The following is a 26839-nucleotide window of genomic DNA, read 5'->3' as shown; positions in this document are numbered from 1 at the left end:
ACAGTAATGTCCTGGAATGTGTGTATTGTAGGCGCAGGCAAAATCGGGCAGATGATCGCGACCCTGCTGAAAGCATCGCCAAATTACACCGTATCTGTCGCGGATCACGACCTGAAATCACTGGCAGAAATTGCCAAGCTTGGTGTACCCACAAAGCAAGTCGACGCCAGCGACACAGATAGTTTGGCCGCAGGTCTAAGCGGTTTTGATGCCGTCATTTCGGCGGCGCCCTTCTTTTTGACGCCAAAGATTGCTGAGGCGGCCCAGAAAGCAGGCGCGCACTACTTTGACCTGACCGAGGATGTGGCCGCCACGAACGCTGTGCGCGCGCTGGCCGAGGGCAGCCAAACCGCGTTCATGCCCCAATGCGGACTGGCGCCGGGCTTTGTTGGTATCGCGGGCGCATCTCTGGCCGCTGAGTTCGATGAAATACACAGCTTACATATGCGGGTCGGTGCGCTGCCGCTTTATCCGACCAACGCGCTGAAATACAACCTGACCTGGTCAACCGACGGGCTGATCAACGAGTATTGCAACCCCTGCGATGCCATCGTGAACGGCAAGCGTGTCAAGACCGCTCCGCTGGAGGATTATGAGGTTCTGGGGCATGACGGCGTGGAATACGAATGTTTCAACACTTCGGGCGGGCTGGGCACATTGCCCGAAACGCTGGAAGGTAAGGCGCGGTCGGTCTCTTATCGTTCGATCCGTTACCCGGGCCATTGTGACATTCTGAAACTTCTCCTGCATGATCTGGGGCTGGAACGTCGCCGCGATCTGTTGAAAGAGATATTCGAGTCCGCCCTGCCCCGCACCGATCAGGACGTTGTTCTGGTCTACTGCACCGCCAAGGGCATAATCGACGGCGCGCTGCGTGAGAAATCACTGATCAACAAAAGCTTTGCCCGTGAAATCAGTGGCCAGACCTGGAGCGCCATTCAGGTCACGACAGCCGCAGGTGTTCTTGGCGTTGTCGACCTGATGCGTACGGGAGCGCTGCCTTCGAAAGGCTTTGTCCGGCAAGAGCAGGTGAAGCTGCCCGACTTCCTGAACACTGAATTTGGCGCGCTCTATAGCGCTGGTGATGCAACCCCTCAAAACAAAGCGGCCTGAGACATGAAAGACGTTGTAATGACAGCAGAATCCACACTTTTGAAACTGGACCTGACGGCGGCTGAGCTGACCGGAGGCACGTTGCAGGTGACGTCTCCAATCGACGGCCGTGTTCTGGCCGATGTGCACGAGACGCCTGCATCTGAGATGGACGCCATCATCGCCCGCTCAAAAGCTGCATTCAAAGCCTGGCGCGTGGTGCCCGCGCCGCAGCGGGGCGAGTTGATCCGACTGCTGGGTGAAGAACTGCGCGCAGCCAAAGACGATCTTGGAGCACTTGTCAGCTGGGAAGCCGGCAAGATCACGTCCGAAGGTCTGGGCGAAGTGCAAGAGATGATCGACATCTGCGATTTTGCCGTTGGCCTGTCGCGGCAACTTTACGGTCTGACCATCGCATCCGAGCGTCCAGGGCACAGGATGATGGAAACCTGGCACCCTGCCGGGCCGGTCGGTGTAATCTCGGCCTTCAACTTCCCGGTTGCAGTCTGGTCGTGGAACGCAGCGCTGGCGATTGTCTGTGGCGATCCGGTGATCTGGAAACCGTCCGAGAAGACACCGCTGACTGCGATGGCGTGCCAGAAGATCTTTGAACGTGCGCTGGCCCGTTTTGGCGACGCCCCAGACGGTCTGTTACAGACCGTTATCGGCGGCGCGGCTTTGGGCGAGGCACTGGTGTCGAGCGAAGATGTGCCTGTGATCTCGGCAACCGGTTCGACGCGTATGGGTCGCGCGGTGGCACCCATCGTGGCGGCGCGTTTTGGCAAATGCATTCTGGAACTGGGCGGTAACAACGCAATGATCGTTGGTCCCTCGGCAGATCTGGAAATGGCCGTGCGCGCCATTGTGTTCTCGGCCGTTGGCACCGCAGGTCAGCGCTGCACCACCTTGCGCCGCCTGATCGTTCACAATTCGATCAAGGACGAGTTGGTGGCCCGCCTCAAGAAAGCTTATTCCGGTTTGCCCATCGGCGACCCAATGGCCGAAGGCACGCTGGTCGGGCCTTTGGTGGATGAAGCCTCGGGCGCAGCCATGACAGCTGCGCTGAAGGCGGCAGAGGGTGAAGGTGGTAAGGTCTTTGGCGGCAACCGCGTAACCGAAGGTGTCCCCGGCGGCGTCTATATGGAACCTGCGATCGTCGAGATGCCCGCACAGTCCGATACTGTAAAAACCGAAACATTTGCGCCAATCCTCTATGTCTTGGGCTATGAGGATTTCAACGAGGCCATCGAGCTGCAAAACGATGTGCCGCAGGGGCTGTCTTCTTGCGTGTTCACCCTGAACATGCGCGAGGCCGAGCAGTTCCTTACCGCAGCCGGGTCCGATTGCGGGATCGCGAACGTCAATATCGGGCCATCAGGGGCCGAGATTGGCGGCGCGTTCGGCGGTGAAAAGGAAACTGGCGGCGGACGTGAAAGCGGCTCGGACGCGTGGAAAGCCTATATGCGTCGACAGACAAACACCGTGAACTACTCAGCTGAGCTGCCTTTGGCTCAGGGGGTGAAGTTCGACATCTGAGGCCTGTGCAGCTAACGAAGCAGCAGCATATGAAATCGACACAAGGTGGCCGCATCGGAGGGGTAAACCCGGTGCGGCCTTTTTTGATCCCCATAGCTACCTAGCTGATCGCCGTTGCTTTGACTGTTTGATCAACCAGCCCGAAAAGAGCTGAACCGCTTCATTTTTCTGCCCTGTTGGAAAAGCGACGTAATACGCGCTGCCCGACGTGTTCGCGATCTGACCAATCTCGACAAGCGCGCCCGAAGCCAACTCGGCCTCGATCAGATAAGACGGCAGAATCGCAGCCCCTAACCCGGCCACTGCCCCTTCGATCAGCATAGAAAACTGATCAAAGCGCATACCTGAGAACACAGCACGCGCATCCAGCCCGAGACCGGCGTGGTAGTTGGACCACTGATCAGGTCGAGAGGTGAGATGCAGCAATGGCAGATCGAACACATCCCGTTTCTCGGTCAATCCAGCGCCGCCAAGAAGGGCTGGTGCAGCCGTAACTACCAGATTTTCTGGAAACAACTTGCGCAGTCCGGCGCCCGGCCAGTCTTCGTGACCAAAGTGAATGGCGACGTCCACGCGTTGCTCTTCCAGACTGAAGGGTGTGGTATAGGAATGAAGATCCAATTCAATCCCCGGGTGCCGTGTCTTAAAATCAGTGAGGCGCGGCACCAACCACCTCGTCGCAAAGGTGGGCAAAACAGCCATTGTCAAAAGCGTTGCACCATCTCCGGCCGCAATAGCACGGTTGATCGTTCCGCTAAGGCGTTCAAGATCACCGGCCAGTTCCTTGCGCAACGCGCGTCCTGCCTTGGAAAGGCGCACCGCGCGCCCGACACGTCGAAACAACGTGACACCAATCGCCGCCTCCAACTCGCGCACCTGACGGCTGACCGCGCCCTGCGTAACGCCCAGTTCTTCCGCAGCCATGGTAAAACTTTCATGACGCGCGGCAGCCTCGAAGCTGCGCATGAGGGCAAGAGATGGGAGAGCGCTGATCCGGGGCATGAGATCCATGAGTTTTAGTCACAGAAAAGATACCTATTGACGTATTTTTCTCAAGTGAATTTGGCACTAGGTTCAATCCGAATGTCAAAGGAAGTGCCATGTTGTTCCAACGCGCCGACCGGTTAAACGGTATCGAGCTTTCCGAGATTGTACAGATTTCAGAAGCCGCTGCCCGTCTGCGCGCGGATGGCCGCGATATTGTGGCTCTGTCAACGGGCGAGCCTGACCTGCCCACGCCGCCCCACGTGGTCGAGGCGGCCCACGCCGCAGCGCAAGACGGCAAGACTAAGTACCCGCCGACAGCAGGCATTCACGATCTGCGTAGCGAGATCGCCCTGCAAGCAAAGGTCGAAATGACGCAAGTCATCGTGTCGACCGGGGCAAAACAGGTGATTGCAAACGCCATGCTGGCCAACCTCAACCCCGGCGACGAGGTGATCATGCCTGCGCCCTATTGGACCAGCTATTCCGATATTGTCCGCATGGCTGGTGGCACACCGGTTGTTCTGCCTTGCCCGATGCAACAAGCTTTCAAATTGCAGTCCGAACAGCTTGAGGCTGCTATCACACCCCGCACTCGCTGGCTGATGCTCAACACACCATCGAACCCGTCCGGCGCCATCTATTCGAAAGGCGAGATCGCCGCTCTGTCCACCGTATTGGCCCAGCACCCGCAGATTTGGGTTCTGGCGGATGAAATCTATCAGCACCTCAGCTTTGTTCCGTTCACCTCGGTAGCCGAAGCCGCACCAGAACTTACCGAACGTATGTTGGTCGTCAATGGCGTGGCCAAGGCTTGGTCCATGACTGGCTGGCGCATCGGGTGGGGGATCGGACCGGCCGAATTGATCAAGGCGATGGTGGCAGTGCAAGGTCAGGTGACCTCGGGCGCGTGCTCGATTTCACAATGGGCCTCTTTGGCAGCAATCACCTGTGACCCGAAGTTGCTGGAAGAAAGGCGCACCCTGTTCGCCCAACGTCGTGATCTGGTAGTTGCTGGACTGAACGCGGTTCCTGGGCTGCGGTGTGACGCGCCTGATGGGGCCTTTTATACCTTCCCATCTTGCGCGGAATTGCTTGAAGATAACGGGGGACCCTTCAAAAATGACGCTGACTTCTGCGCCCGGGTGCTGGAAGATGCCGGTGTCGCCCTTGTCCCCGGTCGCGCTTTTGGCTTGCCCGGACATTTCCGCCTGAGCTTCGCATACGCCCAAGATACAATTGTAGCTGGTCTTGAACGCCTTAAATCAGCTGTAGAAAGGAAACTCTCATGAAACCACAATCCCGCCCGCAGCTTGGCCCGTTCACCTGGGAAGACCCCTTCTTGCTGGAAGATCAACTTGCCGAAGACGAGCGCATGGTGCGCGACGCCGCGCGTGCATATGCGCAGGACAAGCTGCTGCCACGCGTGACCGAAGCCTTTGCCAAAGAAGAAACCGATCCCGGTATCTTCCGCGAGATGGGTGAGATGGGGCTGCTGGGCACAACCATCCCCGAAGAATTCGGCGGCATCGGGTCCAGCTATGTGACGTATGGCCTTGTGGCGCGTGAAGTTGAGCGTGTCGACAGCGGGTATCGCTCGATGATGTCCGTGCAGTCCAGTCTGGTGATGTATCCGATCTATGCCTACGGCACCGAAGAACAACGCCAAAAATACCTGCCGAAACTGGCCAGTGGCGAGTTTATCGGATGTTTTGGCCTGACCGAACCCGATGCGGGCTCGGACCCCGGCGGGATGAAGACCGTCGCCAAAAAGACCGAAGGCGGGTATGTGCTGAACGGCTCGAAAATGTGGATCTCAAACGCACCGATCGCGGATGTGTTTGTGGTCTGGGCCAAGTCCGAGGCACATGGCGGCAAGATCAAAGGCTTTGTTCTGGACAAAGGCATGGCGGGACTGTCCGCGCCCAAGATCGAAGGCAAACTGTCGCTGCGCGCCTCGATCACAGGTGAGATTGTGATGAACAATGTCGAAGTCTCAGAAGATGCGTTGCTGCCTAATGTCGAGGGCCTCAAAGGTCCGTTCGGCTGTCTGAACCGCGCGCGGTACGGCATTGCCTGGGGCACCATGGGCGCAGCCGAAGCGTGTTGGCACGCTGCCCATCAATACGGGATGGATCGCAAGCAATTCGGGCGACCTTTGGCGCAAACCCAGTTGTTCCAGTTGAAACTTGCCAACATGCAGACTGAAATCGCGCTTGGCCTACAGGCCGCCCTTCGCGTGGGTCGCCTGATGGACGAAGCCCGCGCCGCACCCGAAATGATCAGCCTGATCAAGCGCAACAATTGTGGTAAAGCGCTCGAGATCGCGCGCCACGCCCGTGACATGCATGGCGGTAACGGTATCAGCCAGGATTTCCACGTCATCCGGCACATGGTCAATCTGGAAACGGTGAACACTTATGAAGGCACCCATGATGTGCACGCGCTGATTTTGGGCCGTGCGCAAACGGGCCTGCAAGCCTTCGCCTAAGGACATTCGATATGGATCGCGCAGCCATTGTGCACGAAAACTTCCTGCGTCGCGTGGCGGCGCAGGATTTCCCTGCAGGTGACGCCCCTGCTGGCCCCTTGACCCAGACCGAGGCCGTGGGGCTTTATCGCGCACAATGCCTCAGCCGGGCGCTGGATCGGCAAAGCCGCGCAATGCAGAAAGCCGGTCAGGGGTTTTACACCATCGGCTCTTCCGGGCACGAAGGCATGGCAGCTGTTGCTGCTGCACTGCGCCCGACCGATCCGGCCTTTCTGCACTATCGCGATGCTGCCTTTCAGATTGCCCGCTCCGACCAGGTGCCGGGTCAAAGCCCAACCTGGGATATCCTGCTGTCCTTCGCCTCGTCTTCTGAAGACCCGATCAGCGGCGGACGGCACAAGGTACTGGGGTCCAAGGCGCTGTGCATTCCGCCGCAGACCTCAACCATAGCCAGCCACCTGCCCAAAGCTGTGGGCGCGGCATATGCCATTGGCGCGGCCCGCCGCCATCGCCCCGAACATGCTGAAATGCCGGACGATTCGATTGTCTATTGTTCCTTTGGCGATGCCTCGGCCAACCATTCAACCGCGCAAGGGGCATTCAACACTGCGCAATGGACGTCTTACCAATCAGTCCCTCTGCCTTTGCTGTTTTGCTGCGAAGACAACGGTATCGGTATTTCGACCAAGACACCGCAGGGCTGGATCGCAGCGACTTTCCAGAACCGACCGGGATTGAAATACTTCAGTTGCAACGGGCTTGATCTGTTCGACACATTCCGCGTCGCACAAGAGGCGGCCGACTATGTGCGCCACCGTCGCAAACCCGCCTTCCTGCATGTCCGCACTGTGCGTCTTTACGGTCATGCCGGGGCAGATATGCCAACAACCTACCTGCCGAAATCAGAAGTTGAGGCAGAAGAGGCCAACGATCCCCTGCTGCATTCCGTCCGCCTGCTGGAACAATCCGGGGCGATGCAGTCCGAGGACGCCTTGCGCGTCTATACCGATACCTGCGCACGTGTCGCCCGTGTCGCAGACAAAGCCGTCACCCGTCCGCGTCTGAAAACAGCAAGCGACGTTATGGCCAGCCTGATACCACCCGTACGCCCCTGTGCGCCGACCAATGGTCCAAGCCCAGAGCAAAGAGCCGACGTGTTCGGCAGCGATCTAAAGGCGCAATCCGAACCTCAGATCATGTCGCGCCTGATCAACTGGACCCTGACCGATCTGATGCTGGAGCACGGTGAGATCGTGATGATGGGCGAAGATGTCGGGCGCAAAGGCGGTGTCTACGGCGTGACGCAAAAACTGCAGGCCCGCTTCGGCCCCGACCGGATGATTGACACTTTGCTGGACGAACAATCGATCCTGGGTCTGGCCATCGGCATGGCGCAGAACGGATATACGCCGATGCCGGAAATCCAGTTCTTGGCCTATTTGCACAACGCCGAAGACCAGTTGCGTGGCGAGGCTGCCACCCTGCCCTTCTTCTCGAACGGTCAATACACCAACCCGATGGTCGTGCGTATTGCCGGGCTGGGATACCAGAAGGGCTTTGGTGGGCATTTCCACAATGACAACTCCGTCGCCGTTTTGCGCGACATTCCGGGCCTGATTCTGGCCTGCCCGTCGAACGGCTCTGATGCCGCGCGGATGCTGCGCGAATGCGTGCGGCTGGCGCGCGAAGAACAGCGGCTCGTTGTCTTCCTTGAACCCATCGCGCTTTATCCGATGCGGGACTTGCACGAAGCAGGTGATGGTGGGTGGATGCAGACCTATCCTGACCCGTCCGAACGCATCGGGTTCGGAGAAGTCGGCGTAAACGGAGACGGAGGGGATTTGGCCATCGTGACCTTTGGCAATGGCGTCTATCTCAGCCACCAGGCGCAAAAGGCGTTGCAAGCCGATGGTATCAATACCCGGATCGTTGACCTGCGATGGCTGTCACCCTTGCCGAAGGATGCACTGACACAAGCAGTCGCCGGGGCCAAACGTATCCTGATCGTTGACGAAACCCGCCATCATGGCGGTGTAGCCGAAGCGCTGATGGCGCATTTCCACGAAACGGCAAGTGTGCCACTGGCCCGCATCACCGCCGAAGACAGCTTCATCGCAACCGGCACGGCCTATGCCGCCACAATGCCGTCCAAAGACAGCATCGAGATCGCAGCGCGCCGTTTGATGGAGGCTTCGGTATGAGCGGAGATAAACAGACCGCCGTTGTCATCTGCCCCGGTCGGGGTACGTATAACAAACCCGAATTGGGTGTGCTGGGGCGGCAGTTTCCGGACAAGGCGTTGCTGGCGCGGTTCGACCAGATGCGTAACGCGCAGGGGCAGGAAACTCTGACTGCGTTGGACGGCGCGGCACGGTATTCGGTTGCCAAACATACGCGCGGCGACAATGCATCGGCCCTGATTTATGCAGCCACACTTGGCGACTTCCGTTCCATCGACCGCAACAAGATCGACGTGGTCGCGGTGACGGGCAACTCGATGGGCTGGTATTCGGCCTTGGCCTGCACGGGTGCGCTGACTGCCGAAGGTGGGTTCGAGGTCGTCAACACAATGGGCACGCTGATGCAGGACAACATGATCGGCGGGCAACTGGTTTATCCATTCCTGAACACGGATTGGCATCCGGATCCTGAACGCAAGGCCGAGCTTTTGGCTCTGGTTGATCAGATCAGCGGAACGGGTGCAACGCTGACCCTATCAATTGATCTGGGTGGAATGCTTGTACTGGCGGGGGATGAGGCCGGGCTAGCCGCGTTCGAAAAAGCCGTGCCGGTGGTGCAGGAGCGTTTTCCCTTGCGCCTTGCCAATCACGCAGGTTTTCATTCGCGCCTTCAGGCCCCCGTGGCCGCACAGGGTCGCGCGCAGCTGGGCGCAGACCTTTTCCAACAGCCCAGTCTGCCAATGATCGACGGTCGAGGCCAAATTTGGTGGCCGGGGGCGTGTGACTCGGATACTTTGTGGGAGTATACGCTGGGTCATCAGGTCACGGAAACCTACGACTTCACCCACGCGATAGCGCAGGCCGCACGTGAGTTCGCGCCGGATCTGTTCATCGTTACTGGTCCGGGCACCACGCTGGGCGGTGCTGTGGCACAATCCCTGATCCTCAGCAACTGGAACGGGATGAGCGATAAGGCCTCCTTCCAAAGCAAACAACACGACACGCCAATGTTGGTTTCAATGGGTATGGACGATCAGAGAGCGCAGGTTACCTAACCTGACGCTCCCTCTCATAAAGCAACAACACCTGAGCGATTGCGTTGGTTACAGGCTGACAAGTTTGTGCTGTCCGTCAGCGCCCAAGAAACTTGTTTGACCGGACCCGAAAGCCGCTTGAAAGGCCTTGTCCGTCTTGGCCCATTCCAAAAGTGCTTTGGCTTCTTTCAACGCATCCGGCCCGGTTGGAGCAGCGGCAATTGCCGCGAGGATTTGCCGAAGCTTCGAGTTCTTGTCTGCGACGCTTGAACCCACTTCAAGCACAAGGCCAACAACCGATGGCGGGGTATACACATAGTCCGCATCGGATTGCGCCGCGATACGGGCCTGCAGTGCCGGAACGATGTCGACTGTGTCATGGACATAGGTCCAACTGGTAGACAGCCCCTCGATCATGGGGTTGTCGGTCCCGGCGAGCATTGTGATCGGTGTGGTTTTGTAGATCACGATTGGTTTTCCAGCCGCATAGGCAATGGAAGATTCAACAAGACTGCCCCCGTCAGGCACACGCCCATCCATGTTGAAGACCAGACATGTGCACCGACCAATTAACTGATAAATATCCAGCGAATAAGTGACTTTGCGAACGATCGAGAGCGCAATTTGCCCTTCCTGCGAAGAAATCTGGGGATCAAGAAGCAGGGCCATTAACTTGCCAACCTCAAGGCCGTCACGCTGCGGCAAATAGGTTGTGAACCCCCCGGCCTCAAGCACGGCAGCAATGTTCTGCTGTTCCCAAAGATCCCCGACGCTGAACATCGGCCCCGAGCAATACACGATCTGTTCTGACATTTGAAAAAGCTCCACAAATTGACTTCAGGAATTCACAGAAGCGAGGATCCGAGATGCCTTTTGCGCATCCAGAGTATCTGTCCCAGGCTCAAGTGCCTTCAGGACAGTCGCCATTCGATTTCGGGTGGTCCGATCCTCGGACCCAAGCACATCGTCCAGGGTTAGTAACGCGCGCAATTCCAACGAGCGGGCGTGGTTGCCGCGCGCCAGGTCCACGGCTTCGGACACGCTTTCAACCGCTGCCGTACGGTCGCCCATCGTCGCCTGAACCACTCCCAACAAGCGTTTCAGTTCCGCATCCCAGAAATGCTGACCCAGCATTGCCGACATCTGACTTCCCGTTTGCAAAACACCCAGCGCGATCTCGGGGTTGCCCTGATCTGCCTGCGCGCTGGCCATTATGGAAAAGCCCAAGCCCACAGCGGATTGGCTGCCGCTGCCCGACAGAATACCAAGCCCCGCTTCTATGTCTTGCAGACGTTTTGCAGGCTGATCGACTTTTTGACCGGCGCGCAGCAACAGGCACAACCCTTGCCAGAACGGTATCCCAAGGTTGGCGCAAAACATCACTGTTTCGTCAGCAACCTCGTATGCGAGCTCCTCGTCCCCGCGGTAATGGTGCATAAGCGCCAGATAAGACCGAGCTGCAGCAAGGCTCAGGGCAGATTCAAGCCCCTCAGCAAGAGCGACACCCTGACGGGCCCGTCTAAGTCCGGTTTGCGCGGCCCCCAACCACCAATGCGACGCCGCTGCGGCCCCATAGGCGACAACGCCCTGATCGGTTCCGACACCATATGTTACGTTTGCAAAGTCATCGGGTTGATACAGTGAGACCGCCGTCTCGGCATGGTCCAACGCATCTTGTACATCGCCAATTTGGAACTTTGCATTCGCAAGCGATGAATGCGCCCGCAGCATACCAATGCGATGGTTGGCAGGTTCCGACCACGACAGTATCTGAAGTGCAAAATCACAGGCTTTTGCGCAATCGCCTTTGCCAATCCAATATGCAGCCAGACCATTGAGCGCCGACGACCGCTCATCGTAATCCTTCAGCGTTTCCGCAATGCTCAGGGCGCGTTCCCAAACCGGTACGATTTCATCAGATCCAAATCCACGCACACCCATCAAAGCGTTGCCCAACAATATCTGCAAAGACAGTTCAGAATTGTGGCGTTCGGGCGTTTCCGAAGCACCATCCAACGCTTCAAGCGCACGTCTGTACAGTGTCGCAGCATCCTCGACCGCAGCCTGTTTTGCAGCACTCCGCCCCGCTTTTTTGAACCACTCAGCCGCTGGCGTGAATTGTTCGGACGCCAGCAGGTGATGGGCGACGACAGACGGGTTCATGTCACCCTGTCCGCTGAATTGCGTCATCAACTGATCCGCCGTCGCTGCGTGAAGGGTCTTGCGCCTTTGCCGCAGCAAAGTGCCATAAGCGCCATCGCGCGTAAGGGCGTGGCGGAAGAAATAGCTGCCCGGTTGGCCCGCATGACGCCGGATCAGATCAGCATCCAGCAAAATATCAATTGATGCATCCAAACCTTCAGCATCAAGCTCAGACACCGCCGCAAGTAGCGTCTGATCAAAAGCCTGTCCCAAAACCGCGGCAACCTGAGCAGTGCCTTTGGCGCTCTTTGGCAAGCGATCAAGCTGTTGCATGACAAGGCCGTCGAGCGATGTAGGAATGAGGGATTGGTGCCCGACCTCCTCGCGCAATGCTTGCCGCGTCAGTTCTTCCAGAAACAGCGGCACGCCCTGTGCCCGGTCAATCAATTGCTGAGTGTCATCGGCATTCAGACGCTGCCCGGTGTCAATCGCGTGAATAAGTTGCTGAGCCTCAGCACCTGCAAGTGTCGGCAGCTCAATAACGCGACCAATCAGCTTTTTGTCGATACCGTCTTTGGCGTTCCGCGACGTGATAAGGCACAAAAGCTTTGCAGGCGTTTCCCTCTGCAACATCAGATTTAGCAAGTCGATCGTTGTTGCATCGCTCCAATGCAGATCCTCGCACACCAATACAACGGGACGTTGATTGGACAGAAACTCGATCCAGAGAACCAGTGTTTCCAGAGTCAGTTTGCGCAGGCTTTCAGGGCTTTCACTGGCCAGAACCGATAACTCTGGCACTCGGAGTCCCAAAAAATTGGCGATGACGGGAAACGTATTTTCCGGTCGTTCATCCCAAGCTGCCAACCCCTCGTTCAACCGAAACGCTGCGTCTTCGGTATCCTGCGGGTCTGTTATTCCAAGGCTTTTCAACGCCAATTCGATAAACGGATGCAAAGCCGCGCCGGTTTGCAATACATCGCATCTCGCCTCTAGCCAGGTATGCGGCGTTTCGGACAGACCAGCCTGAAACCTGTCGATCAACGTGCTCTTGCCCACGCCCGGGTCTGCAACAATGCTAACACTGGACCGCGAGCCGCCAAGCACGGCCTCGAATTCTGACTTCAACGTCGAAAGCTCTTCCTCTCGTCCCACCAGCGCGCTGAGGGGCCGCGCCACTGATCGTTTCGCCGGCGTGGATTGGCGCAATTGATGAAGAACAACTTCATTCGCAAGCCCCTTTAACCGGGCTGGGGGTTGCGGTCGGGACGCAAATTTTCCTTTCAGAAGATTCAGCGCAGTCTCGCTGGTAAAGATTGTTCCGGGCAATGCGGCTGATTGGATACGCGCTGCAACGTTCACCGTTTCGCCCAAAAGGATATCACCCAAGCCGTCGCTGCTTTGCCCTACGATCACCGGCCCGGCGTGAATACCTACGCGCGCTTGTAACGGTGATTTTAGCCGGGGCTGACCAACTTGACCCAGCCCTTCCAGCATCTCAAAAGCCGCGCGCACGGCCCGCTCGGCATCGTTTTCCTGCGCCTGAGGATATCCAAAATAGACAAGAAGCCCATCGCCTAGGTAGTGCGCAATTTTTCCACCGAATTTCTCGAATGTCTGGCTTCCGAACTTTTGAAACGCCAGCATCAAGTCAGCGAAATCTTCGGAATCCATCCTGGTGCTTAATTCGGTTGAGCCCACAACATCGACAAACGCAAGAACAAGCCGCCGCCGCTCACCGCTAAGCCCAGAGTCGTTTTGAGTACCAGCGGAGGTCTTCGCCATAAAGTCACCTGCGCGCAAAAATGAAAAAACATTCTGGTCAAAATCCAGCTATTGTTCAAACAAACACGCAAAGGTGTCGCAAGGTCAAGTTTTGTGATAAGTCAACGGAATAGTCATTCTTCGTGTCAATACACCGGCACGAAGCAATAAATCGTAATTTAAACATGTTTTGGGTGGATTATGGGCGACATCAGATATGTCTGTCTTTCAGATATGCATTTTGGGGCGGATAACAGCATTCTGACTCGCCTGAACGCGACCGACGGCAGTGTGGATCCGATGCACCCCAGCGATGTTCTGATCCACTTGGCGAACTGCCTGAGGCACCTCATCAACGACAATTCAGGTGAGCGCCTCCCAACGCTCATTTTGAACGGGGATATTCTTGATCTGGCCTTCAGTACGGAAAACGTGGCTGCGATGGCCTTTCGCCACTTTCTTGAACTGACCATGCCGGAAGATCCCGCCGCCCGGCTTTTCGACCCCGAGATTATTTTCATCCCCGGCAATCATGACCATCATCTTTGGGAAACCTGCAGAGAGCGACAATATGCGGATCGTCTGAGTTCAGCCGATTGGAGCACCCCTTTGCCCAGCCCACCGCACATCACTCCGATGCGCGAACCCGACGGTGTTCCCAGCTATTTTGTCAATGCAATCGCACACAGTCTTCCTTGGCTTGTCGACGTCAAGATCAAAGCCGTTTATCCCAATTACGCCATCACATCCGGCGACACGCTTATTGTGGTCAGCCACGGGCACTTTATTGAAGACGCATATCTGATGGTCAGCGAATTCGCGGATCTCCTCTACCCAAAAACAACACCACCCGAGACAATGGAAGCCTGGGAAGCCCAGAACTTTGCCTGGATTGATTTTGTCTGGTCCGTTCTTGGCCGTTCTGGCCATATCGGTGTCGACGAGGAAAACGTTTACAATACCGAAAACAGCCCCAAGGCGATTGGATCACTGCTGGGCAGTGCGGCCCGAAATCTGGTTCTGAAAAAGGGCGGAGCGACCGGGAAAACACTTGCCAAAGGCGTCGGTGATATGGTCGGCGCGTTGGTCACAGACTATTTTGAACGCGGGCAGACCGAGAAGTTGCTCAGCGACGATGGTGCAGGCGTCAAGCGGTTCATGCAGGTTCCGGTTCAAGAACAAATCAAATCAGAATTTGGCGAGACCGATCCGTCGAACGTAGCACTTGTTTTTGGCCACACGCACAAGCCTTTTGAAGCAATCATGCCGTTGGAGCATTTCTTTGTCCCAAGCTTCGCCGCCTATAACAGCGGTGGATGGGTCGTTGACAGCCCCGAGGTCAAACCGCTCATCGGAGGCGCGATTGTGCTAATCGACGATGACGCCAACCTAGCTTCGCTTCGTATGTACAACGAGGGTGACGACACCTCGGACTATCGCGTCTCAGTCCAAATCGCCGAGACCCCAGACGATGCAGATAATCCGCTGTTTTCACAACTGTGTAAATCCATTGATCCCCAGAACTGGCCTTGGTCGGACTTTTCCAAAGCCGCAGCCGTTGCGGTCAAACAGCATAACGCGCGACTGGCCGATTTTCTGAAAAACGCCGGTGGTAATTGTTAGAGTCGGCGTGCAGTTGAGTTCCGGAACGTCATGAGGCCGTCCAACCTGTGGAAAAGCAACTGCTGAAAAGTCCTGTTGAGCTCATCTTAAAATGGTGCCCGGGGGCGGAATCGAACCACCGACACGAGGATTTTCAATCCACTGCTCTACCCCTGAGCTACCCGGGCACGGGAACGACAATCGTCGTTGGGTGGAGGCGTTCTATGACTTGCCACCGGCAGTGTCCAGAGGCTTTTTTACATTTTTTCAGTGCGGCCGTTTCGGCATAAGCTCTTGGGCTTCAGCGTCCGCTTCAAGGTCGTCTTCGCGCTGCGAAGGGACCGCGTAAGAACCGTTCAGCCACTTGGCCAAATCAATGTCCGCGCAGCGTTTTGAGCAGAACGGACGGAACTTCTGCACCGTGTCTTCTCCGCAGATCGGGCAGCTCATTTCAGGATCTCCGCTAGCGGCAAACGGCTGCGTTTGCGTTGCAGTTCGAAATGTCCCAGCGGTGTCCAGCCTGCCAGAATCGTCTCGTCTGGATCCGACTTGAAAGCAGCCCGCAGAGCGGATTCAAAACCACGCCGGTCCTTCTTGGGCATCGGTGCCAGATCCAAAGTGATCTGTCCCGCCAATCCACGCACGCGCAAGGCGCGGGGTAACAGCTTGGCGCAGGCAAAGTTGGCTTTGGTTCCAGCCGCCAAGGACGTGTCGGCGCCGGTATTCACATCCACTGCAACCAATGCGCGCGTGGGTTCGATATAGAGGTATCCGCCACCCGGCAAAGGTTCGGAAACACCACGCGCCACATCCAGTGCATCCAGCACACCGTGAGTTTCGAAGCTTCCGGCCCGCGTGACAACCTCGGCCGGGTCTGTCCAATCCCGCCAGGCCAGGACATGAGGGCTGTCACCTTCGCTCAGAACCTCTGGCTCGGTGCCTGAGTCAGTCATCACCTGATCCGCTTGCGCCAACATGGCCGAGATGTCTTCGGCAATATCATCCGCATCAGCACCCACGCAGCAGGAGCGAAGGATTAGACCGTAACGGCTGTCGCCCATCTGTTCATGCGCAATTTCAAGCAACTGGTCACGGATTTCTTCATCCCTGATGCTGCGCGAAATGTTCAGGCCCGGCGCTTCGGGCGTGACAATGGCATAGCGGCTTTTAAACAGGATCCGGTTGCTCACCGGAATGGCTTTGCCTGGTTCGGCATAGCCACTCACCTGCACCAGAAGCATAGCACCGGGGGCCAACCCTTTGACTTGCCGCAAGAAGGCAGGCCCATCCGGAGTTGTCAGGAACATGCCTCCCTGCCCTTTGACCGGACGGTCGGCGCGGGCGCGGTAAATCGTGCCGGGCGTAGGCGCGTCCGCTGCAATCAGGAAGTCATCAAGCTTGCCATCAACCATAAGGGCCGCGGCTTCGCGGTCCTCGATGTGGTCCAGAACGATGGTGCGGCCCTTCATGACGCCTCGCGATAAAGTGGATAGCCGATACCCTGCAGCAGAGCGGCGGTTTCGGACAGGGGCAACCCGACAATGCCGGTGAACGATCCCGAAATCCAGGGTATGAACGCACCTGCGGGGCCTTGAATGGCGTAAGCTCCAGCTTTGCCCTGCCAGTCCCCTGTCGCCAGATAAGCATTGATTTCGACATCGGACAGGCGTTTGACCTTCACCTGCGAGACCACGTCACGCTGTAGTATTCGATCCCCACACCGTACAGCGACCGAGGTTATGACCCGGTGACGGCGACCGGACAACGCGTGCAAAAATTCGGCGGCCTGGCCTGCATCTTCGGGCTTGCCCAGAATGCGCCGTCCCAAAGCGACGGTGGTGTCTGCGCACAGCGTGAAGTCATCGCTATCCGCTTGCACCGCCTGCACTTTTTCGCGTGTGATACGGCTGCAATAAGGAACCGGAAGCTCCCCTTTTAGCGGCGTTTCGTCGATGTCCGGGGGGTGGATGGCGTCGGGCTGCACACCAAGCTGGGCCAGCAGGTCCAGCCGTCTCGGGCTGCCCGATCCTAAAATAAACGCCATTGCGGCAGGCGTTACTTGAAGCGGTAGTTGATCCGACCTTTGGTCAGATCATACGGGGTCATTTCGACCTGAACTTTATCGCCGGCCAGAACACGGATGCGGTTCTTGCGCATCTTGCCTGCCGTATGTGCGATGATCTCATGGCCGTTTTCCAGCTCGACCCGAAACGTCGCATTAGGCAGGAGTTCCTTCACGACACCGGGAAATTCGAGCGTATCTTCCTTGGCCATGTTGTCTCCATCATTACGTTGCACCCGCAGAATCTGCAGGGATGTGCGCCTAAATGAGCCTATTTTGCCCTTATTTCAAGGGCGGAATCACCTAAAGGCTGGATATTGTGACCGATTCGACTCGGGGGGCTTGTTCCTGCCAATGAGCGCGGTTCAGCACATGGCCGTCCGTACGGACTTGTGAAATTGCATTCAAATCCACCTCGGCATAGGTCCAGCCGGGTTGGTTCAGCGCGCCTTCGGCCAGCACTCCTGTGGCCGGAAAACCCTTGTCCGGCGGGCCGAATACACCGCCCGTACCGGTGTTTTTGTCCACGGCCTGGGACCATTCGTTATTTCCGACCAGCGAAGCCATCACTGTAACGCATTGATTTTCCAATGCTCTTGACATCGCGCCGATGCGAACACGCCAATAACCGGAAAGGGCTTCGGTGCAGGACGGAACAAGGATCAGATCCGCCTCGCTCAGGGCGCGGCCCAGCAAAGGGAACTCGCTGTCATAGCAGATGAGCACCCCGATCTTGCCCAGCGCGGTGTTGAACAGCTTCAGCGGACCACCGGGGGCAATGTCCCAGTCTTCACGCTCGAATCGGGTCATGATCTGTTTGTCCTGATGGTCGCAACCTCCGTCCGGCGCATAAAACGCGGCACGGTTCACTGGACGACCGTGGCCATCCACAACCGGTGCGGAAGCGCCCACGATGTATGTGTTGTATGTCCTCGCAAGGCGGCTGTGCAGGGTTTGCACATCCCCCATCCGCTCAGACACTGAATGGATTGAGCGTTCCAGATCACCTGCCACCTCGACCCCATCCAGAGTGGAAAGCTCCATTGCGCCGTATTCGGGAAAAACCAGAAGTTCGGCCCCCTTCCCTGCGGCTTCGGCGACCCAGCGGTCCAATTTGTCTTCATAATGTGCCCAACTGTCGAGCCAGCTGAGGTCGTAAGCGGCAGTGGCGATTTTCATGATTTGGCATCTGTTATGACTCGGTTGCCGCGACACTAGAAGAGGACGGCGCGGCATGTACAGGGCATTTGTTTCCGCGCCGTCCTTCTGACCCGCACCCAAGCGCTGTGGAGGTGTTGCGAGACGCTGGTTCAGCAATCAAACGATAACCCGTCAAAAACCGGCTTGTCATTAATAATGTAATAACATTACATAGCCGGCAATTTATAGCGGGCGAAGGCAAACACCCGTCTGCCCCCCGATTCGGGCTAAAAAAAAACACAGGAGCGCACCCCATGACTGAAACCCGACTTCCGGTCACTGTTCTGTCCGGCTTTCTGGGCGCGGGCAAAACAACCCTCTTGAACCGCGTACTGAACAATCGCGATGGCCGACGGGTGGCCGTGATTGTTAACGACATGTCCGAAGTGAATATCGATGCCGATCTTGTTCGCGCCGATACCGAGCTTTCCCGCACAGACGAGACATTGGTCGAAATGTCGAACGGCTGCATCTGCTGCACGTTGCGCGACGACTTGCTGGACGAGGTGCGCAGGCTGGCATCAGAAGGGCGGTTTGATTACCTGCTGATCGAATCCACCGGTATTTCCGAGCCTCTGCCCGTAGCGGCCACCTTTGACTTCCGCGATGAACTTGGCGAAAGCCTGTCGGATGTTTCACGCCTGGACACGATGGTGACTGTTGTCGACGCGGTCAATCTGCTCAATGACTTCTCAAGCCACGATTTCCTACGCGACCGGGGCGAGACGATGGGTGAAGAAGATGAGCGCACGTTGGTACATTTGCTGACCGATCAGATCGAATTTGCCGATGTGGTCATTTTGAACAAGGTTGCCGACGCCGGGCCAGACCGCGTAGAAGCTGCGCGCAAGATCATCCGAAGCCTGAACGCGGATGCAAAGATTATTGAAACCAACCACTCAGATGTTGCCGCAGACGAAATTCTGGATACCGGGCTGTTCGACTTCGAAAAGGCGCATGAGCACCCGATGTGGGCCAAAGAACTTTATGGATTTGCCGATCACGTGCCGGAAACCGAAGAATATGGCGTCACCAGCTATGTGTACCGGGCGCGGCAGCCCTTTATCCCTGAAAAGATCCTTGAAATCCTGAATGGCGATCTGCCCGGTGTGATCCGGGCCAAGGGCCATTTCTGGATCGCCACGCGCCCGGATTGGGTGGCTGAGTTTTCACTGGCAGGCGCGTTGTCGTCCGTGCAGCCACTGGGCACTTGGTGGGCAACCGTGCCAGAAGAACGCCGCCCCGATCACGAAAGCGCACGCGCGTACATGCAGGCCCATTGGCAAGAACCCTGGGGCGACCGTCGGCAAGAGATCGTCTTTATAGGCAGCGGCATCGACTGGCCTAAACTGAAAGCCCGATTGGATACCGCACTGCTGCCCGCTGTCGCTGCAAGCCGTCTTGAAGACCTGCCAAAGCTGCCAGACCCCTTCCCGATCTGGCGCCGCGCCGAGGCTGCGGCATGAGCATTGTGCAGAACATCGTACAAGACGCGGCTATGGGGATCGAGATTTGCACCACGCCGGACAGTCTTTCAGCCATTCACAAGCCCGGCCGCGCTGCGGCCGTATGGAACAGACAACCGTTGCAGGGTTTTCAATCGTGGCTGAACGGGCTTGAACCCGAACAGTTGCCCAAAACCCGCGTGATCCTGCGCCCCGAGTTGGTGCGCGAGGCTGTTTCAGAAGTGTGCGACGCGCGGGGCACGCCACCGGGCGCAGAGCGCGATCGGCTGGTGGATGACATTGCAGCGCTGTCCGATATCTTTGCCGGTCTGATGAACGCGAAATGGCTGCGGCTGCGGTTGGACGTGATAACGACCAATGCATGCCGCAGGTTCCACATCGATGCCGTGACCGCGCGCCTCGTCTGCACCTATAAGGGAACGGGAACGCAATATGGGGTCTCGGCAGATGGCGCCGACCCTTCGCGCGTTTTCACAACCCCAACCGGCGCACCAATTCTATTACGTGGCACGCTCTGGCCCGCTCAACCGGATCCCGGGTTTCTGCACCGCTCGCCTCCGATTGAAGGCACGGGCGAGACGCGGTTGGTGCTTGTCCTGGATCCGGTCCTTGACCCTGAAAGTGAGTTTGACCCGATCTTGGGGCACTGAAAACAATTGCCCGGGCATGCTCTGCCCGGGACCTTCTCTCAGTTATGCTCCGACTGGAACGTGAATTGGCATCCGCCGTCTGACGTGCTTGAATGTGCGAAGGAGGCCCGTGATGCAAAAACAGGAAGAATTCGAGAAGTTCTACTTCGCCAAGGTTGGGATGGGCGAAGCCTGTGGGTGCGCCGAGCGTGTCATTGACGTCTATGAGTTCAACCGCAAAGGCGGTCAGCAATCCAAAACGGCCGTGAAACAAGACAAACACAAACGCCTCTCGCTTCGGGCTTGGGCCGTGAAATACGGTTTCTTAAGCCGCAGGCGCGCACCGTAGACAACGATTAAAGATCCCTGATCCAGAATTGTAACGGCTTAAGCGTCTCGCCGTCTTCTCCGATGTCCTTCCAGGAAAACTGCGCAATGACGCCGGGTAGAGGCGTGTAACCGCGTGCGCGCCAGAAGGTGTCGAGCGGGCGATATCGTGCAGGTCTCATCGGGTGGTCGTCCGGGCGTTGCACCCCGCAGAATGCGGCTTTGGAAAACCCAAGGCGGCGGGCATGGGCCTCACGTTCGTCAAAGAATTTGTGGCCGACACCTTGCCCACGATACTCCGGTAACAGTACCGACTCTGCGCAATAGAAGGTGTCGCCCAACTCAAGACCTGTGCCTTCAAACGCGGCGGCGAAATCTTCGGCGTGATCCATCAGGGGGGCACCGGTTGACGCGCCGATCAGGCGGTCGCCGTCGAAAGCACCGACCACGATGGCCTGATCACTGTCCCGGTAGGATTGCAGATATTTACGCTCATACTCGAGGTCGCCATCATAAAGGTAAGGCCAGTCGTGAAAGACCTTGATCCGCAGACGGGCAACATCGTCCAAAGCGGCTTCAAGCGCCGCTCCAGTCAGGGGGCGGACAGCGCTGACCTCAGCCATTCGAGACCTGTTTGGTCCAGTCCGCAAGATTGTAAAAAGTGGTGACGCGGGTAATTTTGCCGTCATTCAGATCAAAGAACGATCCGGCAGGCAAACGATAGGTCTGGCCGTGCGCTTCAGGCAGGCCTTCGTCGGTTTCCAAATAGGTGCCATTCACGACGAATTCGGCCGCAGCGCGGGTGCCACCTTGGGCGTCGAAAACGACGATATCGGTCAGGTTTTCTTTGTAGCAGCGATTCATATGGGCGCAGAAGGCCGCAAACTTTTCCTTGCCCACACGGATTTGGCCCTCGTTCACGTGATGGGCCACGTCGTCGGACAAACAGGCCAACATGCCATCAACATCACCGGCGTTGAATGCCTCGAAATAGGTTTGAACGGTCTGGTTCATCGGTCACTCCGTTGGTTCGCCCCAGCGGTCTTTCAGATGCTTGATGATCTGATCGCGGGTCTGTCGGTAGTGGTGTAGCTTGGTTTCGCGCGTCTCACCCATCCCGGTAGGGTCCATTATTGGCCAATAATCGACATCCAGATGAAAAATCCGGGTCAGTTCCAGCGCTTTGCGCTGACTGGCAGGTGACAAGGCAACAATCAGATCGAACGAACTGAGGTCATCGCCCCACTCTTCCATTTCGTCGAAGGATCGGGTGCGGTGGCGGGACAGCTCGACCCCGATTTCGTGACAGACAGAAATGCAAAAGCCGTCGATATCCAGATCGTTATGAACTCCGGCAGACTGAACGTAAGTGCCGGTGCCGTAGAATTTCTTCATGATGCCTTCGGCCATCGGGGACCGAACCGAGTTGTGGTCGCAACAGAACAGGATCGACTGCGGCAGAGGCGTCACCCGTTAGCCTCCGAAATGCAGCACGCAGATCAGCGTGAAAAGGCGGCGGGCGGTGTCGGTGTCTACGTCGGCTTTGCCCTCTAACCTTTCCTGCAAGACGCGGCTGCCTTCGTTGTGGATACCGCGCCGAGCCATATCGATGGTTTCGATCTGGCTGGGCGGCAGCGATTTCACCGCGTCGAAATAGCTTTCGCAGATCTGGAAATAGTCTTTGACCACTTGCCGAAAGGGGCCGAGCGACAGATGAAATTCCGCCGCTTTCTGCTCTTCCTCTGTTGCAACGTCAAAGACCAGCCGCTTGTCGCGGATCGACAATTGCAGGTGATAGGGCCCGTCGGGCACAACGCGGTCATCGCGTTTGGGCAAAGAGAAACTGTTCTCTTCCAGCAAATCATAGATGGCAACCTTGCGCTCCTGCTCGATCTCCGGCGTCGGCGGCGGCAGGTTTCGGTCATCCAGTTCGATATGCGAGATGCGGGTCATCTTTACAGCTACAATCCTTGTGTCAGCACAGACCTATAACAACGAAATTCGCGTAGCAACGCACAGAAACGCCACATAGGCCAGGTCTTTGCGTCAATTCAACCATTCAGACGGTTCAGCCGTGCCGTAACCGACAAGCCATGCGCCTCAAGGCTCTCCGATTGCGCCAGTTGTTCGGCGGCGGGGCCAATGGCGCGCAGCGCTTCGGGGGTCATCTGGCTAAGCGTCGTGCGCTTGAGGAAATCCATCACGCTAAGCCCCGATGAGAACCGAGCAGACCGGGCAGTCGGCAGCACGTGATTTGGGCCGCCGACATAGTCGCCGATGGCTTCGGGCGTGTATTGACCCAGAAAGATCGCCCCGGCGTGGATGGTTTTTTCGCTCAACGCCACCGGATCTGCGACGCACAGTTCCAGATGTTCAGGCGCAATGCGGTTGGACAGGATTGCCGCCTCATCCAGATCGCTTACGGTGATGATTGCGCCGAAGTCGCGCCAACTGGCACCAGCGATAGCGCGACGTTGCAGAGTTTCAAGGCGTTTTTCGACTGCTTCAGCTACGCGTTGACCGAAAGTTGCATCGTCTGTGATCAGGATGGATTGCGCGCTTTCGTCATGTTCGGCCTGACTGAGCAAATCCAGCGCGATCCAGTCGGGGTCGTTATCCTTGTCGGCAATCACCAAAATCTCCGACGGGCCCGCGATCATATCGATGCCGACCTTTCCAAAGACACGGCGTTTGGCGGCTGCAACAAAGGCATTGCCCGGGCCGGTGATCTTGTCGACCGGCGCGATAGTGTCGGTGCCATAGGCCAGTGCGGCCACAGCCTGCGCTCCGCCGATGCGATAGATCTCGTCCACGCCCGCCAATTGCGCGGCCAGCAGCACCAGCGGGTTCACTTGTCCATCCGGCGTAGGCACCACAATGGCCAGCCGCTCCACGCCCGCCACTTTAGCCGGAATGGCGTTCATCAACACCGACGACGGATAGGACGCCAGACCGCCCGGCACGTACAGCCCCGCGGCGGAGACCGCAGACCAACGCCAACCCAACGTGGCTCCGGCTTCATCCGTCCAGCTGTGATCGGTGGGCATCTGCTTTTCGTGGTAAGATCGGATGCGGGCTGCAGCCAGTTCCAGTGCCGTACGATCTTCCGCCCCGACCTCAGCCACCGCGTCTGAGATTTCGTGCGCGCTGAAAGCCAGTGTTTTAGGTGTCAGCTCCAGACGGTCAAATTTAGCAGTCAACTCGATGACCGCCGCGTCACCTCTGTTGCGAACATCATCGATGATCTGAGCCACGACTGCGTCCACATCTGGGCTGTCTTCGCGCTTGGCAGACAGCAGCGTTTGGAAGGCATCCTCAAAATCGGGCGATGTGGTGTCGAGGAAAACGGGCATGATCAGGCACTCCGAGCGTTGCGCAATGGGACATATCGCTGCGAGGGTCGGGTCTCAACCCTCAGTCGCCGGGGTGCAGCGATTTGCGCATGGCCAAGCAGGACAAATCCTGGCGGTCACTGCACCGTCCGGTATCTTCCCACCCATGGCGTAGATAAAACTCCCGCGCCGTCCGAGTCGCATCCAAATGCGCTTCGGTGCAACCGCACGCAGCCAGTTGTTGTTCCAACTGACTGAGCAGCGCGGCCCCAACCCCGCTGCCCACATGACCCGGATCAACGTAGAGCAAGGTGATCTTCCCGGTCTCGAACAAACCTCCGACGGCAGCCACCTGCCCTTCATGCTCGGCCACCCAGATCTGCGACCCTGGTCTGAACCAACCCCGGATGGTTTCCGGATCCTTGTTTGCGGTCCACTGTTTTAGGTTGTCAGGATCGTTATTGTGGTCGGCCACACAAAGCTGTGTGATCGACCGGATCAGCACCTGGCTGATGTCGAACACGTCGAACACGGTGGCCGGACGCAGCGCGACGCCTCCTGACGGTTTGGAAAACGCCTGAGAGATACCGCGCTTATTCTGCATCTATTCGGGGTGATGCGGGGCCTGACCCGACGGGGCCAGATACGGGCGGGTTACATCCTTAAGGGTCACGTCGACGGCTTCGACCTTAAGACGGATCACACCGTCGCCCGCCAATGTCAGCAAGATTTGACCAGCGCCATCCTCGCCCGCTTCGAAATCGACCGAGAGAAGGGACATGATCATATCTGTGTCACTTCGATCAACGCCCTGGCTGGCCACGGAAAGGACCGAATCAAATACCAGCACGGATTGCACCCGCTCGAACGGGCGATCACGGCGGGTGGCAGCGTCCTTATCTTCCCAACGAAAGCGGTTCAGCAGCAGACCAAAACGGCGCTGCGACGGCTGCCACTTCATCTCGGTCACCGGGAAAACCGCGTCCTGCGCCAGTGTCGAGATGACCTGAAGGTCGTCGCTGTCCTCAGCGCCCAGATTCAGCGGGGCCTCGCGCCCGTCTTCAAAACTTGCGTCTGTCATTGGCCCTTGATCCGTTCGATTTTTGCACCCACGCCTTCCAGCTTGCGCACCACATGCTCATATCCGCGGTCCAGATGATAGACCCGGCTGACCGTTGTTTCACCTTCTGCCGCCAGCCCCGCCAGAATCAGCGAGACCGAGGCGCGCAGGTCCGTTGCCATAACTGGCGCACCTTTCAGGCTTTCAACACCGGTGACTGTGGCTGTGCCACCATGCACCTCGATATTCGCGCCCATGCGCACCAGTTCGGGTGCGTGCATGAATCGGTTTTCGAAAATGCGTTCTTCCAGCACCGAGGTTCCTTCGGCAGTGCACATCAGCGCCATCATCTGCGCCTGAAGGTCCGTCGGGAAGCCCGGAAACGGCTCTGTCACCACATCCACGGCCTGAACGCGGCCATTCTTGCGCGCCACTTTCAGCCCCTTTTCGGTTTCTGTGACGTTGATGCCGGCAGCGTCCAGTTTCTTGGCGAAGGATTCGACCAGCGACATGCGCCCGCCCAGCAATTCTACCTCGCCGCCGCAAATCGCGGGCGCCAGCATATAGGTGCCCAGTTCGATCCGGTCCGTAACGACCTGATGCGTGGCACCATGCAACCGGTCGACACCCTGGATTTCAATGGTCGAGGTCCCCTCGCCCGAAATCTGGGCCCCCATCTTGCGCAGACATTCGACCAGATCGACGATCTCAGGCTCGCGCGCGGCATTCTTCAGAACAGTGGTTCCCTTGGCCAGCGTCGCAGCCATGACGATGTTTTCAGTTGCCCCAACCGAGGCAAAGCGCATCTCATGCACCGCGCCTTTCAACCCGCCCTGTGCCTTAGCGTGTAGATACCCGTCTTTCAGCTCGATCTCCGCACCCAGCGCCTCAAGCCCTTCGACATGCAGGTCCATCGGACGCGCGCCAATCGCGCAACCACCGGGCAGCGAGACAACCGCCTGCCCAAAACGCGCCAGCAAAGGGCCAAGCACCAGGTTCGACGCGCGCATCTTGCGCACGATGTCATAGTCAGCTGTCTGACTGGTCAGGCTGTGGCTCGACATCGCGATCACCTGTCCGTCCTGCAGCGACGACACTTCGGCCCCCAGCGATTGCAGCAGGGCGGTCATGGTTTTGATGTCGCTCAGTCGCGGCGCATTGGTCAGCGTCAGCGGTTCTTCGCTCAGCAAAGTTGCGGGCATCAGCGTCAGGCACGCGTTCTTGGCCCCCGCGATCGGAATTTGCCCGTTCAGCGGGCCGTTGCCCGTTACAAGAATCGAATCCATCTGCTCTTATCCCTCGTCCTTATCGGCTTTGTCCCCCGAGGCTGCCCGCGCCTTGGCTTGCGCCTTGCGCCGCGCCATATTCGCCTTCAGCGCCGCCTTCAAACGCTCTTCCCGCGCGTCCCCGGATTTGCCTTGTTTTTTTGGTGAATTTTTATCTGTCATGATCTTTCTCTACAGGAGGCGAAAAAAACCGTCCAGACACCCTTGCGCCGCGTATCGTTTGAGTCTAATCACCCGCCCACAGCGCTGCTGTAGCTCAGAGGTAGAGCACTCCCTTGGTAAGGGAGAGGTCGAGAGTTCAATTCTCTCCAGCAGCACCATTCCCCGCAAAAGCAAAAAACTATGTCGCGTTGGGCGCGGAAAAACGTGTGTTTTCCTGCGGGCTCACGGCCTCTCATGAGAGATCCGAAGACCGAAATTAAGGCAAAGATTAAGGAATGTGGGCACAAGAAACTCATCGATGACAAGTTCTCGTAATAGTTATGCCAATATCGCAATCTATTGCTAAATCATCCTGTCGATCTGTTGACTAGTCCGGTTTTAATGAGGGGGTATCTCGGCAGGGTTAGGGGGATGCCCGCTCTGGTCCGTTTTGGACCGGTGAAATGCGGCATCCCCTGCCGTATCGAACAGCAGAATTCTTACGTAAACG

Annotated in this window: 27 protein-coding genes and 2 tRNA genes; 11 read left to right on the top strand and 18 right to left on the bottom strand. The window is 57.6% G+C overall.

Going from position 1 to position 26839, the window contains the following annotated elements; genetic code table 11:
• The first annotated feature begins 6 nt into the window (after positions 1 to 6).
• Together ACR0EV_RS00825 and amaB are read left to right on the top strand one after the other, a co-directional pair.
• A complete protein-coding gene (locus ACR0EV_RS00825; RefSeq protein WP_480798365.1) occupies positions 7 to 1113 on the top strand; it encodes a saccharopine dehydrogenase family protein in 1107 nt (368 codons plus the stop codon).
• An 18-nt stretch (positions 1114 to 1131) separates the two neighbouring features.
• A complete protein-coding gene (gene amaB, locus ACR0EV_RS00820) occupies positions 1132 to 2628 on the top strand; it encodes an L-piperidine-6-carboxylate dehydrogenase (RefSeq protein ID WP_480798364.1) in 1497 nt (498 codons plus the stop codon).
• A 96-nt stretch (positions 2629 to 2724) separates the two neighbouring features.
• Here amaB and ACR0EV_RS00815 read toward each other — a convergent pair whose 3' ends face one another.
• Complete coding sequence (locus ACR0EV_RS00815; RefSeq protein ID WP_480798363.1) at positions 2725 to 3639, bottom strand: LysR substrate-binding domain-containing protein; 915 nt, start codon at positions 3637 to 3639, stop codon at positions 2725 to 2727.
• A gap of 89 nt (positions 3640 to 3728) precedes the next feature.
• Here ACR0EV_RS00815 and ACR0EV_RS00810 point away from each other — a divergent pair, with 89 nt between their 5' ends.
• Genes ACR0EV_RS00810 through ACR0EV_RS00795 form a run of 4 tightly spaced genes read left to right on the top strand, consistent with a single transcriptional unit; the run spans position 3729 to position 9338 of the window.
• The gene (locus tag ACR0EV_RS00810; RefSeq protein ID WP_480798362.1) at positions 3729 to 4904 is read left to right on the top strand and encodes a pyridoxal phosphate-dependent aminotransferase; all 1176 of its coding nucleotides are present in this window, start codon (positions 3729 to 3731) and stop codon (positions 4902 to 4904) included.
• Entirely contained in the window at positions 4901 to 6103 is a 1203-nt protein-coding gene (locus ACR0EV_RS00805; protein WP_480798361.1) for an acyl-CoA dehydrogenase, read from the top strand. The genes ACR0EV_RS00810 and ACR0EV_RS00805 overlap by 4 nt, the downstream gene beginning before the upstream one ends.
• Before the next feature lie 11 nt (positions 6104 to 6114).
• On the top strand, positions 6115 to 8304 hold the full coding sequence (locus ACR0EV_RS00800; protein ID WP_480798360.1) for a dehydrogenase E1 component subunit alpha/beta: 2190 nt from the start codon (positions 6115 to 6117) through the stop codon (positions 8302 to 8304).
• Positions 8301 to 9338, top strand: a complete 1038-nt coding sequence (locus tag ACR0EV_RS00795; RefSeq protein WP_480798359.1) for an ACP S-malonyltransferase — start codon at positions 8301 to 8303, stop codon at positions 9336 to 9338. The genes ACR0EV_RS00800 and ACR0EV_RS00795 overlap by 4 nt, the downstream gene beginning before the upstream one ends.
• Before the next feature lie 48 nt (positions 9339 to 9386).
• Here the strand turns inward: ACR0EV_RS00795 and ACR0EV_RS00790 are convergent, their stop codons facing one another.
• A complete protein-coding gene (locus tag ACR0EV_RS00790; RefSeq protein ID WP_171188310.1) occupies positions 9387 to 10130 on the bottom strand; it encodes a nucleoside 2-deoxyribosyltransferase in 744 nt (247 codons plus the stop codon).
• A gap of 24 nt (positions 10131 to 10154) precedes the next feature.
• Positions 10155 to 13244, bottom strand: a complete 3090-nt coding sequence (locus ACR0EV_RS00785) for an ATP-binding protein (RefSeq protein ID WP_480798358.1) — start codon at positions 13242 to 13244, stop codon at positions 10155 to 10157.
• A gap of 180 nt (positions 13245 to 13424) precedes the next feature.
• Between ACR0EV_RS00785 and ACR0EV_RS00780 the strand changes: the two genes are divergently transcribed.
• Positions 13425 to 14846: a metallophosphoesterase gene (locus ACR0EV_RS00780; RefSeq protein WP_480798357.1), complete on the top strand. Its 1422-nt coding sequence runs from the start codon at positions 13425 to 13427 to the stop codon at positions 14844 to 14846.
• A 92-nt stretch (positions 14847 to 14938) separates the two neighbouring features.
• Here the strand turns inward: ACR0EV_RS00780 and ACR0EV_RS00775 are convergent.
• From ACR0EV_RS00775 to ACR0EV_RS00750, 6 genes are all read right to left on the bottom strand, one after another.
• Positions 14939 to 15013 (bottom strand) — tRNA-Phe (locus tag ACR0EV_RS00775).
• A 79-nt stretch (positions 15014 to 15092) separates the two neighbouring features.
• Positions 15093 to 15275 carry a DNA gyrase inhibitor YacG gene (locus ACR0EV_RS00770; protein WP_480798356.1) on the bottom strand — a complete coding sequence of 61 codons (183 nt, stop codon included), beginning with the start codon at positions 15273 to 15275 and terminating at the stop codon, positions 15093 to 15095.
• Entirely contained in the window at positions 15272 to 16294 is a 1023-nt protein-coding gene (locus ACR0EV_RS00765; RefSeq protein WP_480798355.1) for a ribonuclease E/G, read from the bottom strand. Before ACR0EV_RS00765 ends, ACR0EV_RS00770 begins: the two co-directional genes overlap by 4 nt.
• On the bottom strand, positions 16291 to 16869 hold the full coding sequence (locus ACR0EV_RS00760; RefSeq protein WP_480798354.1) for a Maf family protein: 579 nt from the start codon (positions 16867 to 16869) through the stop codon (positions 16291 to 16293). The genes ACR0EV_RS00765 and ACR0EV_RS00760 overlap by 4 nt, the downstream gene beginning before the upstream one ends.
• Before the next feature lie 11 nt (positions 16870 to 16880).
• Entirely contained in the window at positions 16881 to 17099 is a 219-nt protein-coding gene (infA, locus tag ACR0EV_RS00755) for a translation initiation factor IF-1 (protein WP_005978431.1), read from the bottom strand.
• 91 nt (positions 17100 to 17190) lie between these two features.
• Entirely contained in the window at positions 17191 to 18066 is an 876-nt protein-coding gene (locus tag ACR0EV_RS00750) for a carbon-nitrogen hydrolase family protein (RefSeq protein WP_480798353.1), read from the bottom strand.
• Positions 18067 to 18341: 275 nt separating this feature from the next.
• Between ACR0EV_RS00750 and ACR0EV_RS00745 the strand changes: the two genes are divergently transcribed.
• From ACR0EV_RS00745 to ACR0EV_RS00735, 3 genes are all read left to right on the top strand, one after another.
• Positions 18342 to 19553 (top strand): GTP-binding protein, encoded by a 1212-nt coding sequence (locus ACR0EV_RS00745; RefSeq protein WP_480798352.1) that lies wholly within the window; start codon positions 18342 to 18344, stop codon positions 19551 to 19553.
• Positions 19550 to 20203, top strand: a complete 654-nt coding sequence (locus ACR0EV_RS00740) for a DUF1826 domain-containing protein (RefSeq protein ID WP_480798351.1) — start codon at positions 19550 to 19552, stop codon at positions 20201 to 20203. Before ACR0EV_RS00745 ends, ACR0EV_RS00740 begins: the two co-directional genes overlap by 4 nt.
• Positions 20204 to 20315: 112 nt before the next feature.
• Positions 20316 to 20531, top strand: a complete 216-nt coding sequence (locus ACR0EV_RS00735) for a hypothetical protein (RefSeq protein WP_480798350.1) — start codon at positions 20316 to 20318, stop codon at positions 20529 to 20531.
• A 7-nt stretch (positions 20532 to 20538) separates the two neighbouring features.
• On the opposite strand, the gene ACR0EV_RS00730 is transcribed toward ACR0EV_RS00735, so the two are convergent.
• The 9 genes from ACR0EV_RS00730 to ACR0EV_RS00690 all read right to left on the bottom strand — a co-directional run bounded on the left by ACR0EV_RS00730 (position 20539) and on the right by ACR0EV_RS00690 (position 26349).
• A complete protein-coding gene (locus ACR0EV_RS00730; RefSeq protein WP_480798349.1) occupies positions 20539 to 21132 on the bottom strand; it encodes a GNAT family N-acetyltransferase in 594 nt (197 codons plus the stop codon).
• On the bottom strand, positions 21125 to 21523 hold the full coding sequence (locus ACR0EV_RS00725; protein WP_480798348.1) for a ketosteroid isomerase-related protein: 399 nt from the start codon (positions 21521 to 21523) through the stop codon (positions 21125 to 21127). The genes ACR0EV_RS00730 and ACR0EV_RS00725 overlap by 8 nt, the downstream gene beginning before the upstream one ends.
• A gap of 3 nt (positions 21524 to 21526) precedes the next feature.
• Entirely contained in the window at positions 21527 to 21979 is a 453-nt protein-coding gene (locus ACR0EV_RS00720; protein ID WP_171091313.1) for an arsenate reductase/protein-tyrosine-phosphatase family protein, read from the bottom strand.
• A gap of 3 nt (positions 21980 to 21982) precedes the next feature.
• The gene (locus tag ACR0EV_RS00715) at positions 21983 to 22462 is read right to left on the bottom strand and encodes a UPF0262 family protein (protein ID WP_171091315.1); all 480 of its coding nucleotides are present in this window, start codon (positions 22460 to 22462) and stop codon (positions 21983 to 21985) included.
• Between the two features lie 98 nt (positions 22463 to 22560).
• Positions 22561 to 23862 carry a histidinol dehydrogenase gene (hisD, locus tag ACR0EV_RS00710; RefSeq protein WP_480798347.1) on the bottom strand — a complete coding sequence of 434 codons (1302 nt, stop codon included), beginning with the start codon at positions 23860 to 23862 and terminating at the stop codon, positions 22561 to 22563.
• 61 nt (positions 23863 to 23923) lie between these two features.
• Positions 23924 to 24445, bottom strand: a complete 522-nt coding sequence (locus ACR0EV_RS00705; RefSeq protein WP_480798346.1) for a GNAT family N-acetyltransferase — start codon at positions 24443 to 24445, stop codon at positions 23924 to 23926.
• Positions 24446 to 24922, bottom strand: a complete 477-nt coding sequence (locus ACR0EV_RS00700; protein WP_480798345.1) for a DUF2948 family protein — start codon at positions 24920 to 24922, stop codon at positions 24446 to 24448.
• Positions 24919 to 26187, bottom strand: a complete 1269-nt coding sequence (gene murA, locus ACR0EV_RS00695) for a UDP-N-acetylglucosamine 1-carboxyvinyltransferase (protein ID WP_480798344.1) — start codon at positions 26185 to 26187, stop codon at positions 24919 to 24921. Before murA ends, ACR0EV_RS00700 begins: the two co-directional genes overlap by 4 nt.
• A gap of 6 nt (positions 26188 to 26193) precedes the next feature.
• Positions 26194 to 26349, bottom strand: coding sequence for a hypothetical protein (locus tag ACR0EV_RS00690; RefSeq protein ID WP_170346170.1), 156 nt, complete (start codon positions 26347 to 26349; stop codon positions 26194 to 26196).
• Between the two features lie 83 nt (positions 26350 to 26432).
• On the opposite strand from ACR0EV_RS00690, the gene ACR0EV_RS00685 reads away from it, so the two are divergent.
• Positions 26433 to 26507, top strand: a tRNA-Thr gene (locus ACR0EV_RS00685).
• Positions 26508 to 26839 lie beyond the last annotated feature (332 nt).

The organism is Ruegeria sp. CF8 (assembly GCF_056537285.1).
Note: the sequence above shows the minus strand (reverse complement) of the source record. Positions and strands in the feature narration are given on the sequence as shown.

What these genes read in the sequence shown, in the direction of transcription:
- ACR0EV_RS00825 (WP_480798365.1), top strand. Translation starts at nt 7, where the DNA reads ATGTCCTGGAATGTGTGTATTGTAGGCGCAGGCAAAATCGGGCAGATG.
- amaB (WP_480798364.1), top strand. Translation starts at nt 1,132, where the DNA reads ATGACAGCAGAATCCACACTTTTGAAACTGGACCTGACGGCGGCTGAG.
- ACR0EV_RS00815 (WP_480798363.1), bottom strand. Translation starts at nt 3,639, where the DNA reads ATGGATCTCATGCCCCGGATCAGCGCTCTCCCATCTCTTGCCCTCATG.
- ACR0EV_RS00810 (WP_480798362.1), top strand. Translation starts at nt 3,729, where the DNA reads ATGTTGTTCCAACGCGCCGACCGGTTAAACGGTATCGAGCTTTCCGAG.
- ACR0EV_RS00805 (WP_480798361.1), top strand. Translation starts at nt 4,901, where the DNA reads ATGAAACCACAATCCCGCCCGCAGCTTGGCCCGTTCACCTGGGAAGAC.
- ACR0EV_RS00800 (WP_480798360.1), top strand. Translation starts at nt 6,115, where the DNA reads ATGGATCGCGCAGCCATTGTGCACGAAAACTTCCTGCGTCGCGTGGCG.
- ACR0EV_RS00795 (WP_480798359.1), top strand. Translation starts at nt 8,301, where the DNA reads ATGAGCGGAGATAAACAGACCGCCGTTGTCATCTGCCCCGGTCGGGGT.
- ACR0EV_RS00790 (WP_171188310.1), bottom strand. Translation starts at nt 10,130, where the DNA reads ATGTCAGAACAGATCGTGTATTGCTCGGGGCCGATGTTCAGCGTCGGG.
- ACR0EV_RS00785 (WP_480798358.1), bottom strand. Translation starts at nt 13,244, where the DNA reads ATGGCGAAGACCTCCGCTGGTACTCAAAACGACTCTGGGCTTAGCGGT.
- ACR0EV_RS00780 (WP_480798357.1), top strand. Translation starts at nt 13,425, where the DNA reads ATGGGCGACATCAGATATGTCTGTCTTTCAGATATGCATTTTGGGGCG.
- ACR0EV_RS00770 (WP_480798356.1), bottom strand. Translation starts at nt 15,275, where the DNA reads ATGAGCTGCCCGATCTGCGGAGAAGACACGGTGCAGAAGTTCCGTCCG.
- ACR0EV_RS00765 (WP_480798355.1), bottom strand. Translation starts at nt 16,294, where the DNA reads ATGAAGGGCCGCACCATCGTTCTGGACCACATCGAGGACCGCGAAGCC.
- ACR0EV_RS00760 (WP_480798354.1), bottom strand. Translation starts at nt 16,869, where the DNA reads ATGGCGTTTATTTTAGGATCGGGCAGCCCGAGACGGCTGGACCTGCTG.
- infA (WP_005978431.1), bottom strand. Translation starts at nt 17,099, where the DNA reads ATGGCCAAGGAAGATACGCTCGAATTTCCCGGTGTCGTGAAGGAACTC.
- ACR0EV_RS00750 (WP_480798353.1), bottom strand. Translation starts at nt 18,066, where the DNA reads ATGAAAATCGCCACTGCCGCTTACGACCTCAGCTGGCTCGACAGTTGG.
- ACR0EV_RS00745 (WP_480798352.1), top strand. Translation starts at nt 18,342, where the DNA reads ATGACTGAAACCCGACTTCCGGTCACTGTTCTGTCCGGCTTTCTGGGC.
- ACR0EV_RS00740 (WP_480798351.1), top strand. Translation starts at nt 19,550, where the DNA reads ATGAGCATTGTGCAGAACATCGTACAAGACGCGGCTATGGGGATCGAG.
- ACR0EV_RS00735 (WP_480798350.1), top strand. Translation starts at nt 20,316, where the DNA reads ATGCAAAAACAGGAAGAATTCGAGAAGTTCTACTTCGCCAAGGTTGGG.
- ACR0EV_RS00730 (WP_480798349.1), bottom strand. Translation starts at nt 21,132, where the DNA reads ATGGCTGAGGTCAGCGCTGTCCGCCCCCTGACTGGAGCGGCGCTTGAA.
- ACR0EV_RS00725 (WP_480798348.1), bottom strand. Translation starts at nt 21,523, where the DNA reads ATGAACCAGACCGTTCAAACCTATTTCGAGGCATTCAACGCCGGTGAT.
- ACR0EV_RS00715 (WP_171091315.1), bottom strand. Translation starts at nt 22,462, where the DNA reads ATGACCCGCATCTCGCATATCGAACTGGATGACCGAAACCTGCCGCCG.
- hisD (WP_480798347.1), bottom strand. Translation starts at nt 23,862, where the DNA reads ATGCCCGTTTTCCTCGACACCACATCGCCCGATTTTGAGGATGCCTTC.
- ACR0EV_RS00705 (WP_480798346.1), bottom strand. Translation starts at nt 24,445, where the DNA reads ATGCAGAATAAGCGCGGTATCTCTCAGGCGTTTTCCAAACCGTCAGGA.
- ACR0EV_RS00700 (WP_480798345.1), bottom strand. Translation starts at nt 24,922, where the DNA reads ATGACAGACGCAAGTTTTGAAGACGGGCGCGAGGCCCCGCTGAATCTG.
- murA (WP_480798344.1), bottom strand. Translation starts at nt 26,187, where the DNA reads ATGGATTCGATTCTTGTAACGGGCAACGGCCCGCTGAACGGGCAAATT.
- ACR0EV_RS00690 (WP_170346170.1), bottom strand. Translation starts at nt 26,349, where the DNA reads ATGACAGATAAAAATTCACCAAAAAAACAAGGCAAATCCGGGGACGCG.